Source organism: Mycobacterium sp. WUMAC-067 (genome assembly GCF_020217485.1).
Classification (GTDB): domain Bacteria; phylum Actinomycetota; class Actinomycetes; order Mycobacteriales; family Mycobacteriaceae; genus Mycobacterium.
In genome coordinates, this window is record NZ_JAEKMI010000026.1 from 60,606 (window position 1) to 73,216 (window position 12,611).

Here is a 12,611-nt window from a genome sequence, read left to right on the forward strand (position 1 = left end):
GCTGAGCGCCCCGTCACATCCTGCTGGGGTCGGCACCCGTCTCCGCCCGTGGTAGGAGACAAAGACTGCACTTCGGCACGACGCGCGGCCGGCGGCCGGATTCCTAACGTCGAGTCATGACATGGACACTGCTGCACGACCGCATGGCCTTCATGGCCGAGGTGATCAAAGCCGCCGAGACGGATCCGCAGGCGGCACTCGCGTTGATCGACAACTCATCCGAGGTGTCCGAGCTGTTCGGCGACGAGGAAGGCTTGATGCTGTCGCTCGGCCAGCGTTGGATCACCATGCTGGTGGCCAAGCTGGACCAGGCGGCCTACGAGGGCGCGTCGGCCGAACAGGTGCGGGCCGATCTCGAGGCCGCCGAACCCGGCCTGCACGCGCTGGTGAGGATCGGCTCGCGCCGGTCGGTCCGGGTGCGGTCGCTGTCTCGCGGCGAACACGTGGCCGTCGGCCTCTTCGGCGGCCCGACCGGCGATCGGCAGACCGTTGCATGACCGAGCGGGAATGCTTGCGCGACTGACCGGCCGGTACGCGGTCCTGATCGTCGGCCTGTGGGTGCTGGCGGCGGCCACCGCCAATCTGGCGGTCCCGCAACTGGAGCGAGTCGTCGACACCCACGCCCGGTCCTTCATGCCACCCGACGCGCCGAGCGCGGTTGCCGCCGCCCGGGCGGCCCAGCTGTTCAACGAGACGCCCAGCAACAACTTCGTTTACGTTGTGCTGGAACGAAATCAGCGGCTGACACCGAGTGACCGGCAATTCTATGACGCGCTGACGACGAAGCTGGGTTCCGATCACCGTCACGTGTATGCGGTGACCGATCTCTGGTCGCAACCCGCGACGGCCGCCGGCGCGCAGAGCTCGGACGGTCGAGCCGTCAGCGTGATGGTGCGGCTCGCCGGAATGCTCGGCACCTCCCAGGCGCGCGATTCGGTGAACTCCGTGCGCGCCGCCATCCAGACGCTTTCGCCGCCGGCCGGCCTGGAAGTCCATGTCACGGGTCCCGGCGCCACGATCGTCGACGAATTCTCCGCGATCGACCGGCAGATGCTCGGAATCACCGCCGCCACCATCGGTCTCATCCTGCTGTTGTTGCTGATCGTGTACCGCTCGCCGGTCGCCGCCGCGATTCCCCTGATATCGGTCGGCCTCGCCCTGGCCCTGGCCCGCGCCATCGTCGCGGCGCTGGGTCAGGCCAATGTGATTGAGGTGTCGCTGTTTTCGGTGGCTCTCATGGCGGCCATGACGTTGGGCGCCGGCACCGACTACGCGATCTTCCTGGTGGGGCGCTATCACGAAGGCCGCCGCCGGGGCGTCGCGCCGGGGCAGGCGTTGACGCAGGCCTACCGTTCCATCGCGCCGGTCGTGATCGGTTCGGCGCTGACCGTGTCGGTGGCACTGGCATGCCTGGTGTTCGCGCAGGTGGGCTCGTTCCGCAGCGCCGGATTACCCTGCGCCATCGGCATTCTGGCGACTATGGTGGCGGCGCTGACCCTGACGCCGGCGCTGATGGGACTGGCCGTGCGACGGGGATATCTCGAACCGCGGCCGTCGAGGACGGCGCGGCGCTGGCGCCGGGTCGGCACCGCCGTGGCGCGCTGGCCCGGGCCGATCCTGGTGGCCGCGCTGGGGTTGACCGTGCTGATCGCGCTGCCGGTGGCCGGGATGCGCGTCGGGTTCAACGAGCCCGCCGCCACGCCATCGTCCACCGACTCCAACCGCGGCTATGCCAGCGCCGACCGGCACTTCGCCGCGAACGCGCTGTTGCCCGACGTCGTCGCGATCCAGGCCGATCACGACTTGCGGAACCCGGCCGGGCTGATCGCGATCGAGCGGATCACCCGCCACATCATGGCCGTCCCGGGTGTGCGAGCGGTCCAGTCCGCCAGCCGTCCCGATGGCAAGGTGCCCGAACAAGCGACGCTCAGCTATCAGGCGGGTGTGCTCGGCCGTCAGTTCGGCGACACCATGGACTCGCTGACCCGGCGTCTGCAGCGGGTCTCCGAATTGGACGGCGCGTTGGCGCAGACACAGGCTGCGGTCGATGGTCTGGGCAACGGGTTGCGCGGCGGCAGTGCGGGGTTGGCCGACATGTCCGGCGCCGCCGACGACATGCGCGCCGGCATGGACGGATTGCAGCGCAATGTCACGACGGTGTCGGGCTACCTCGACCCGCTGCGCGACTTCGTCGGGCGGACCCCCGACTGCGCCGCCAATCCGATCTGCTCGACGCTGGACCGGGTGCTGCAACCCGTCGACAGCCTGGTGCAGACCTCCGCGCGACTCGATGCCGGCGCGACGAAACTGACCAGCGGCTCGAGCACCGCCGCCGCGGCGATGGCCGGCTTGCCGCAAAGCGTGTCGGCGATGAAAGGGGCGTTGGGACAGGCGCGTTCGGCCACCCATGACCTGCTCGCGCTCACCGATACGCTCGGGCCGCAGATGCGTCAGTTGACCGACTACATGAACGAGATCGCCACGCAATTCCGGGGCAGCGCCGCGGCGGATTTCTACATGCCGCAACGGGCGCTGACCGATCCCCGGTACACCGCCGTGCTGGGCCACCTGATCTCCGAGAACGGGCGTGCCGCTTACCTTTTGGTCTACGGTGACGGCTCCGAGTGGGGAGCGGACGGCGCCAAACGCGCCGACCAGGTGCGGGCCGCCATCAAGGAGGCCACCAAGGAGGGCACGCTGACCCCGACGGAAGTCGACCTCGCCGGCGTCGGCCCGGTGACCGCGGATCTGCAGCGCTTCGTCGCCAGTGATGCCACTCTGTTGGCAGGCGCCGCACTGGTCCTCATCTTCTTGATCGTCACGGCCATGTTGCGCAGTCCGGTCGCGGGGCTGGTCGTCGTCGGAACCGTGGTCACCTCCTACGCATCGGCCATTGGCGCCAGCATGCTGATCTGGCAGCACCTTCTCCATCAGGACCTGCACTGGGCCGTGGGACCCTTCGCGTTCATCGCGCTGATCGCCGTCGGCGCGGACTACAACCTGTTGCTCGCTTTGCGGATCAAACAGGAAGCGGCGGCGGGCCTCAAGACGGGAATCATCCGGGCCTTCGGCGGCACCGGCGGAGTGGTCACCGTCGCCGGCATCGTCTTCGGGCTGACCATGCTGGCGCTGCTGACCAGCAGCGTGCTCAGCGTCGCGCAGATCGGCACGACCGTCGCGGTCGGGCTGCTGCTGGACACCCTGGTGGTGCGGGCATTCATCGTGCCGTCCATCGTGGCCCTGCTGGGCCGGTGGTTCTGGTGGCCGAGTCCGCTCCCCCGTCGCGCCGTGGCCCAGGCGGTGAAAACGCCCGAGCCGCTGCCGCTTACTGCGGCGGGGGTGTGAACGACGACGGCAGTCCGACCAGCACGCCCTCGACGTCGCCGTCGGCGCTCACCAGCAGACCACGCCCCGGCGGGAGCGCCTGGGCGCGAACGTTGCGGTTGATCCGGTTCTGTGGGTCGTTATCCATATAGAGCTGGGCCACTTTCGCCGAGTTCTGGAACCTGATCCACGGATCCATTTGCAGCGTCGCCCAGTTCGCGCTGTTGCGGGTGGTGAAGACGTGCAGGCCGATCTGGCGGGCGCGTTCCATCAGCTTCCACAACGCCGCTCCCACTGGCGGCTTGGGCGGGTAGCTCTGATCGGGGCGCAGGTCTCCGATGTCGTCGATGAGCACGAAGTGCCGCGCACCCTCCCACGGCTTGAGCGCGCGCAGTTCCTCCTGGCTCAGGCCCTTGGGCGGCAGCCGGGGCAGCAGGATCTGCTGAGCCAGTGCGGTGATCACCTCGTCGATCTCGTCCTGGTCGTAGGCGTAGGCGCGCACGTAGCCCGGCCCGTGCAGATCGCGCAGGCCGTGCGGGGCGGTCTTGGGGTCGATCAGGGTCAGCTGGGCTTCGTCGGGGCTGAAGCGGTTCATGATCGCCTCGCCAATTGAAACCAGCGACAAGGTTTTTCCGCAGCCCTGCCGGCCCAGGATCATCACGCCCGGGCTTTCGCGCAGCTTGATCGGGACCGGCCCCAGTTCGTGGCGTTCGCCGATGGCAAACGAGATCGACAGGTCGTCGCCTGTCGGGTGGGCGGCCTCGTATTCCAGGATCGCCTTGAGTTCCACCCGCTGCGGCAGTCGCTGCAGGGTTGCGTGCTTGGTCACGCCGGCGACGTCCGCGATGCGGGCACCGACGTCGACGATGCTGACAATCGCCCCGGTGGCCGGGTCGGTCAGCGCCGGCACACCGACCCGCAGCTCGTGCAAGCTGTCCGTCAGCCCGAAACCGGGGCGGCTCAGCGTCCGACGGGCCGCGTCCCGTGACTCCAGCGACGAGTGCCCCATCTGGCTCTCGCTCGGGTCGGCCAACCGCAATTGGATTCGCGCCGTGGCGTTTTGCAGCAGGCTCTGCCGTTGCCCGTGAATCCAGCCGCCGGCGCTGCACATCACGTGCACCCCGTATTCGGGACCGCGGCTGCTCAGCGAGATGATGCGGTCTCCCAGGACGGTGTCCTTCGAATACAGGTCATCGTAGTCGTCCACCACCACGAAGACATCGCCGAACGGATCATTGGCGTCGGTGCCGCCCAGCCCGTCGCTCCCGGGCCCGAAGCGGCGCTCGCGGAATCCGTCGAGGTCGATCTTGAGCCGCCGGAACGAATCTTCGCGGGCATCGATCAATGCGTCCATGCTGCTCAAGATGCGTTCGATGCCCTCGGCGTCCTTGGGCGACACGATGTCGGTGACGTGCGGCAGCGATGCGGCCTGGGCGAGGGTCGCCCCGCCGATGCAGAAGAACGTGACGCGCGCGGGGCTGTACATCGTTGCGGCCGAACACATCAGCGTCATCAAGGTGGTCGTCTTTCCGCGCTGCTTGGCGCCGACCACGATCACGTTGCTGCGCAGCGCGTCGACCGCGTGCACGATCTGCTTGGACTCTTCGGGGATGTCCATGACACCCACCGGGAACATCAGGCCCGGGTTGCTCCCGTAGTCGACGTGCCACGGCTTGCCCCGATACCCGGCGACCAGGGTGTCGATGGGCTCGGGCTCTTCCAGCGGTTCCAACCAGGGCCGGCGCGGGGCGCGGTGCGGCACGCTCCGCAGCGACTCTCGCAGCACGTCTACGACCTTCTTCCGCTTGAAACCGTCGTCGTAGTACAGGAATTCGTCGGGCTCGGCGTCCACGGCGGCGGCCGCTTCCAATGCCGTGGCGTCCGCCGCGTCCAACGGCTGGAACTGCCAGTTGTAGAGCCGGGGCTTGGTCAGGGTCATGTCGACCGTCTCCGCGACTTCCTTGGTCTTCGGCACCACGAACGGTGCTGACAGGTAGAAGCAGCGGAACGGCTCCAGCTCGCGCGGCCCCACCTTCAGCAGGCCGAAGCCGTTCTCCTTCGACGGCAGGTGGTAGGCGGCGTCCGAGCCGATCACCTCGCGGCTGTCGTCGCCGGACTCGGCGCGCAGCGCGATCCGAAAGGCGATGTTGGACTTGACCTTCTGCAGCGAGGACAGGTCCAGGCGCTGGCCGCCCAACATGAAGAACACGTTGGCGCCGCGGCCTTCCTGGCCGATGTGGATGATGAGGTTGATCCACTTCTCGTGGTTGGCGAACAGCTCCAGATACTCGTCGACGATGACGAGCAACACCGGCACCGGGGGCAGGTCGCGCCCGGCGAGCCGGATCTCCTCGTAGTCGTTGGCGTCGCGTGCGCCGACCGAGGTGAAAAGCTCGTAGCGCTGTTTGATCTCACCGTCGATGACCCGGCGCATCCGCTCGGCGAGGTGGCGTTCGTCCTTGCCGAGGTTGGACAGCGCGGCCACTACGTGCGGGATGCCGAGGATGTCCTGGGCCGCCGACTCGAACTTCATGTCGACGAAGATGACGTTGAACGTCTCCGGCGAGTGCGTCAGCGCGATGCCGTAGACCAGCGACAAGAAGAACTCCGACTTGCCCGAGCCGCTGGTGCCGATGACCACGGAGTGGAACCCAAAGCCGCCGAAGTCCTTGGCGCGGATGGTGATGTTCTGCAGCTCGCCGTTGGGTTTGGCCCCGACCGGGACCTCGCACCAGCGCTCGTCGCCGCGGCCTCGCCGCTCCGCCCATAGCCGGTCGACGTCCAGCTCGCGCGGGTCGCTGATGCCCAGCGCGCGCAGCAATTCGGTTGCGCCGCTGACGGAATCTGCGATCTCGCTGCGGCTGGTAGGTGACCAGCGGGCCATCGCCCGCGCGTAGCGGTAGGCGCGGTGCACCGAAAGCTGGTCGGCGTGGGCGAAGAACTTGTTGCGCACGCGCAGCAGGGGGGCCGGGCGGCCGTCCTCCCCGTCGGAGTCCGAGCCGTTCCGGTGCAGGGCGACCTCGCCGTTGACCGAGCCGTTGGGTGAGCTGTGCCGCTCGCTGAGCTCGAATACCTGGTCGGTGGCGAAGCCTACGCCGGTGCCGACGCGTGAGGCGATGCGCAGCAGGGTGATTCCGGCCTTGCCGACCTGGCCGACGACGCTCTCCCAGGCATCGGGGCTGCCCGTGTTGTCGTCGACGATCACCAGGTGCGGGCCCAAATCGACGGTGTCCGTGCCGGTTTCCAGGGCCGATCCCATGGCGGTGGGGCTGGCCGCGGCCAGCGGCGTCCAGGCGCCGCGCTTGCCCTTCATGTGCAGCTCGGCGCCCAGGGTCTCTTCGAGTTCCTCCGGTGTGGCGAAGACCAGGCGCCGGAAGCCGCACGCGTCGAACAGTTCGTCGTGCAGGTTGTGCGGCAGCCACACGATCCACGACCAGACCTCGGGGTTGCGCGTCACCACCATCAGCTTGACGTCGCGCGGGTTGTGGAACACGGCCAGCGAGCACAGCACCGAGCGCATCAGTGAGCGCAGCCGGTCCAGATCCTCGCCCACGAAGCTGAATCCCGGCGCCGACCGCAGGTTCACCACCTTGGCGATGTCGCGAATCTTGCGCTGCTCCAAGATGAAATCGCGCAGCGCCTGCCCGGTGACGGGTTCGAGCTCCTCGTCGGACGCGATGTCGGGCCAGGTCACCGAGAGCACCGAGTCCGGTGCGTGCTGCACGCCCGTGCCGAGCCGCACCTCCAGGAAGTCCGCGTCGGCGCGTCCGCGTTCCCACATGCGGGGGCCGCCGATGATGGCGCCCAGGCCGCGCGGGTCGGAGTGCACGGAGTTCTGCCATTCACGCTGCGCGCACACCGCACTCTGGATTTCGTCGCGGTTGCCGTCGAGGTCGCGCAGGTAGCGGCGACGGCCCTTTTCCATTTCGCCCCAGGTGATCTTGCGGGCTCGGCCGAAGCGGCCGGAGAACGCCAGCATGCTGAACGCGCCGATGCCCATCAGCGGGAAGAAGCCGGTGGTCAGGCTGCGGACGCCGGAGACGTAGAGCATGACGATGGTGCCGATGAGCGCGACGATCAGTGCCGGCACGCCGATCATCACCCAGATGTTGCGCGGCTCGCGTTCCGGCAGCGCGATCGGCGCGCTGGGTGCCACCCGAACCGGTTTCGGTGGCTCGATCCTGACGCGGTTGATGGGGAACGCTTTCTTGGACATTCTCTAGCCTCCCGGCTTCGCCGATGTCGTCACCACAGCCACCTTGCCCAGCGCCGGCACGGTGTCACGCTCCAAAAGCGCTGCCTCCCTGGACAGCGCGGGACCCGAGGCGAAAGTCCGCAGCAGCGGCCAGGGCGCCTGCACCGCCGAGCTCGGATCAAGCCCGAGCGCACGCAGCGTCGTCTCGTCGTTGGCTATCCCGAACCGAACCCCGTTGTCGGACACCCAGAACAACGATTCGCGGGAGTCCGAGGTGACCACGCCGCTGGTCGATGTCACGAAGTTCGCCGCACCCGGCAACACCAGCACCTGGTTGGCGACCACCGATGCCGGGTCGCGATCGTCACGCACCAAATGGACGATTCTGTTGTCCAGGTAGGACGGTGTCGGCAGGCCGCGCCCGTTATAGACGACGACGCGGGCCCGCGGATCCGTCGAGGCCTTCTCCCAGCCGACGCACGTGGTCGGATCGGCCGCGGTGTCAATGAAGTTCAAGCGTTTGGTCGGGTAGTAGTCGACGGCCAGCGAGGACACCTCGGGGATGTTGACCAACACATCGGGGGTCACCACGCGCGGCGCCGTCGACCCGTAGGAGTTGGCGCTGCGCAACAGGTCGGCCACGAAGCTGGTGACCTTCTGCACTCCCTCGGGCAGCAGGACGTAGAACTGCTTTCCGCCGCTGGCGGTTTGGGCCTGCAGCACCGCGCCCACCTGTGACCCCGAGACCCACGTCGACGGGGTGCCCGCCAGGGGTACTTGCGGGACGTCGAGCGGTTCGGTCGCGGGCAGCGCGTCATACAGGGCGCGCGAAATCTCCACCGGCAGCGTCACTCCCGGGTCGAGCCCCAGGCTGAGCGTGACCGCCCGGTTGACCGGATCGATCTGGGATCGTTTGCCGCCCCAGATGACGTAGGTGTTGCCCTCGAACGTGACCAGCAGCCCGGCGTCGTCGCGCAGCGGTGTGGCGCGGTCGTAGGCGTCGAGCTGGCCGGCGATCGAGGTCACCACCGGCCGTTCGGGGCTGCGCGGGCGTCCCGCGGTGTCGCACACCGCCCAGGCCGAGGTCGCACCCCGATGCACCGGCATCGCCGCCGGCGCCCCCGGGATACCGACCAGCGGCCCGGTCGGATACTTCGCTATCTCGGCGGGTTTCACCCACGTCGGCTGATTCGCCGTCCCCGTCGCCAGCCGTGCGGACGTCAAATTCAGCGCCGGGTAGAGCCGGCCGTCGATCTTGGCGTAGATCGCCCCGGAATCACGGTCGCCGATGATCGCCGAATCACCCACGATGCCAGTGGGTTTCAGCACATTCAGCAGCAGCATCCAGCCCGACGCGATAGCCACGAGGAGCACTGAGAGCACAAGCGCCGCCGTCTGCTTGCGGTCATCGTGTTTCATGCGCACCGAGAAGCGGGTGGTGGCCGCCCGCAGCCGCCGGTTGTAGAACAGGTGCCCAGAGTTCTGGTCGCGATTAGACAAACTCAGCGGCATGCTCAGTACCCCTTGGGTGCTCGGTGAGGATCGGCCTGCTGAATCCGATCGGCGAGGTTCGACGCGTCGGCGGCAACCCCGTAACGGCCCATCGCATAGTTGATGAACGCGCACGCCTGCGCCACCAGGTTGTGAATGTCGCGCGAGGTGCCCGGCTGGTGATAGGCCGCGAAGGTCGGCGCGATGAATTGCCAGGCGCCCTTGCTGGGGGTTCCCCGCGCCGCGTTGGAATCCCAGTTGTTGATGGCGTTGGCGTTGTAGTTGGACTCGCGGCGGGCCACCAGATCCATGCCGCGTTCCCAACGGGCGCGCGCCGCCGGGTTATGAATGCCTTTGATATCCAAAGCTTTACGGATGGCCGCCAAGACCGCCGCGCGTCCGCTGGCGTGATTTCTGTGCATCGACCGCCTCTGCGGGTAGTGCAGGCGTCGCAGTCGCCGCGCGAGCAGCCTTGCCCGCCGTCGTGATGTGGTGATGTGGCGGTGCTGGGACCGCAGCCGTTTCGCCGTGCGCGCCATGGCCTCACGCCGGCCCATCGGCGTATCGGCGGCCGGAGTCACGTCCGATTCGGCGGCCTCCAGCACCGTGCGCGTCGCCGCCCGTCCGTGCGCGTGATCGGCCCGCGCGGCCGCGAGGATGGCTCCCAGCGTCCGGTCGGCGTGGCGTGAGTGGCTTAGCAGCTTTATCGAGGCGCCCGACCGTGCGGACGCTGCCTCGGGTAGCCCTGCGGCGTGGTGCGATGTCGCGTCGGTCTGCTCGGCGACGTCACCGATGCGCGGACTGACGGGAGTGCCCGCGAACAGGTTGTGGGCGCGGGCCAGCGCCGCGACAGCTTGCATTCTCAGGGGATCGGTCATCGACTTCCCCGCCCCAATCCACCTGTGCGCCGCCACGGCGCCGCATCCTTGCCGGACACTCGAGCTAGTACTCCCACACCCTCCTGGCCGCGGATTCCGCGGTCGCTGCAGACGTACCTCATAGCATGCACGTATCGACAGTTCTGCTGTCAATAACGGGCAATCCAATATGACTTGGGATCGGCCGGCCGCGATTACGTAGCGACACTACTGCCGGGCGATCTACCCGACCACTCACCTATTGGCGGACTGGGGTTAGTCCTTCGGCTCGTCCTCGGACGGCATGATCACGATCCGCCGGTTGGGCCTATTGGTGACCACCGTGGGCTTGGCCTCGCCGGATTTGCTGCCCGGCGCGCTGGGCGGGACCGTCAGGCGGCCCTTGACCGGCTGGCCGTTGGGCACGCCCGGAGCGGTCACCCGCTTCTCGACAGGCTTGGCCTTGTTGCCGCCTTCGCCACCGGCGCCCATCGCGCCCGGCGGCATCATCGGCATCCCGGTCATTCCCGTCTGTCCGGGCATGGCGGGCATGCCGCCGGTGGCCGGCATAATCGGAGCCTTGGCCCCTGCGGGGGTGGTCGGTGGCGACGATGTCGGCACCGGCGGCGGGCCCAGCGAGCTGGCCGGAACCGTGCCGCCACCGCCGAGGCCGGCGCCGCCGCCGGAACCGCCGCCGAGGCCGGCGCCGCCGGCTCCGACACTGTCGACCAGGTGCGCGCTGTCGGCGAGGGACGCCGCGCCGTGAGCGCCCTGAACCGCGCTCATCAGGGGCTGGAGGGCGCTCTGGCCGGCCTGCATCGCCTGCTGGGGAAGCTGGGTCATCGGCCCCATGACGCCGCCCATCGCGCCGCCCATCGCGCCCGTAACGCTGGACAGCATTTGCTGGATCATCTGCATCTCTTGCTGCCCGTTTGCTTCATTGGCCGGGAACTTCGCCGCGGCGTCGGCGGCATGTGCGCGCCGGTCCGCATCGGCTGCTTCGGCGTCTGCGGCGTCTTGCGGGACGCCGGCGTTGCCGGCTGCTCCGACTACGCCCTGCATACCGCCGACGGGCGATGGGTCACCTGGCGCAGCAGGACCCGGCCTCGGGATCGACGCTGGCGGCCCGCTGCCCAGCCCCAAGGTAGTTGGCAAATCAGATCGGATGGATCCGCCGGGACCGCCCACGATCGCACCTCCGCCCCATTCGCAGCGCCCGCAACCGTCCGGTGCCTATTCAGGCAGTTTCGATTGCTCGTACCGTCATTTTGGCATAAGACGCCGCGAACGGTATTCACCCGACATTGGGGCGCGCTACGAACCACCGCGGTGGCTGATCGCCTCGAACCAGGCCAGATGGTAATTCGTGAGGTACTCGTGGCCGTCGATCAACGCCTCGATCGATGCTAAAAGCATCCAATCGCCGACGGCCGCTGGATCGTGATTGGGATATGCGGTCATTACCGAGTGCTGAATGTCGGCGACGCGTTCGTGCAACATCTCGATTTCGCTTTCCAGCACACCCGTCTTTCGCACCGCGGGCGCGGCGACGGCCTGCGCAATCCGCGGCAGACCGTCGCGGCGGCGCACCGCTTCGACCAACGTCGGGCCGAGCTCATCGACGTGCGGCACGGCCGAGCGAGCCGGCCGATCGCCGCTGAGCGCGGGTTCGTCGGAACCCGGCTCTGCGACATAGGTGTTGGCGTGGTGGGCGGCCGCGACCGTGATGGCGCCGAGCAGGTCGACGACGTTGGCGTCATGGCGTCGCGCCGACGGCTCGAGCAGCGTGACGTGGGCGGGCAACCGGACATGGGGCGGAATCCAGCCACCGGCGAGGTCGGTGACCAGCAGCGTGGTGGTGCCGTCATCGCGGAGGCCGGCCGCCCATGACAGTCGCGGCTCCTGACGAGCGACCGCATCGACGAGCCGCTGGAGCCGCTGCTGTTCGGCGTTCCTTGCGGACGCCGCGCCGGCGGTCGCGCCCGTTGCCGCGGACGCTGCCGATGCGCTGACCATCGCAGACGAGCCCGTGCCGGCCTGCGCGGCGGCCCCGGACGCAGTCCGCTCCACCGGCGAGACCAGCGGCCCACCCGCCGACGGGGTCGACGCCGGCGACGGCGCTACCGGCGCACCCGAAATCGGACCAGCGGGGGCGGACGGCATGGATGGTGGCGCCACAACGGGTGGACGTAGGTCAGATCCGTAGGCGGGCAACGAGCCTGAAGGGATCGACGCCCCGCTCACTGACGCTGCCGATGGTGACCACGAACCCCCGGTCATCATCGCCGGCGCTACCGGAGTGGCTCCGCCAGTTGTCATCGGGGCCGGGGCTGCTGCCGGGGGAGCATCAACGGGAGGCGTTGCCGCGATGAACGCTCCAGCGCTGGGCACGGTCGGTGCAACCGCCGGTATTCCCTGCGAAGTTTGAGGTGGCCCGCCATCGAACGCGTTAAACGCACCCGACGAAAATGCTTGCCCCCCAGGGCCTGTCGCCTGGCCCGTCGCGAAGCCGGACGTGAACGATTGAGCCAAGTTCGGTTGCGGGCCCTGCCCGAGTCCAGCCGGCGATATTGACATACCGCCGCCCTGAACTGGAGAACCTATCGCCGGAGGACCCGACGCGGACCCAGTTGCCGCTCCGAGACTATGCGAAACGGTCGACAGCCCACCCTGGCCCGTCCCACCCTGACCATGTCCGTACCCGGCCTGCGAGACCCCCGGACCACCGCCACCGTGCCCCGTCC

Annotated in this window: 7 protein-coding genes; 2 read left to right on the top strand and 5 right to left on the bottom strand. The window is 68.4% G+C overall.

Annotated features, from left to right (window positions below):
* The first annotated feature begins 116 nt into the window (after positions 1-116).
* Positions 117-497 (top strand): hypothetical protein, encoded by a 381-nt coding sequence (locus JF781_RS18405; protein WP_225327969.1) that lies wholly within the window; start codon positions 117-119, stop codon positions 495-497.
* Positions 490-3,345, top strand: a complete 2,856-nt coding sequence (locus JF781_RS18410; protein WP_225327970.1) for an RND family transporter — start codon at positions 490-492, stop codon at positions 3,343-3,345. Before JF781_RS18405 ends, JF781_RS18410 begins: the two co-directional genes overlap by 8 nt.
* On the opposite strand, the gene eccCa is transcribed toward JF781_RS18410, so the two are convergent.
* The 5 genes from eccCa to JF781_RS18435 all read right to left on the bottom strand — a co-directional run bounded on the left by eccCa (position 3,326) and on the right by JF781_RS18435 (position 12,030).
* Positions 3,326-7,540, bottom strand: coding sequence for a type VII secretion protein EccCa (gene eccCa / locus JF781_RS18415; protein ID WP_225327971.1), 4,215 nt, complete (start codon positions 7,538-7,540; stop codon positions 3,326-3,328). The genes JF781_RS18410 and eccCa overlap by 20 nt on opposite strands.
* Before the next feature lie 3 nt (positions 7,541-7,543).
* A complete protein-coding gene (eccB, locus tag JF781_RS18420; RefSeq protein WP_225327972.1) occupies positions 7,544-9,031 on the bottom strand; it encodes a type VII secretion protein EccB in 1,488 nt (495 codons plus the stop codon).
* Positions 9,032-9,033: 2 nt separating this feature from the next.
* Entirely contained in the window at positions 9,034-9,870 is an 837-nt protein-coding gene (locus JF781_RS18425) for a transglycosylase (RefSeq protein WP_225327992.1), read from the bottom strand.
* A gap of 273 nt (positions 9,871-10,143) precedes the next feature.
* On the bottom strand, positions 10,144-10,929 hold the full coding sequence (locus tag JF781_RS18430) for a hypothetical protein (protein ID WP_255642041.1): 786 nt from the start codon (positions 10,927-10,929) through the stop codon (positions 10,144-10,146).
* 252 nt (positions 10,930-11,181) lie between these two features.
* Positions 11,182-12,030, bottom strand: a complete 849-nt coding sequence (locus JF781_RS18435; RefSeq protein WP_225327974.1) for a DUF5631 domain-containing protein — start codon at positions 12,028-12,030, stop codon at positions 11,182-11,184.
* Between the last annotated feature and the right edge of the window lie 581 nt (positions 12,031-12,611).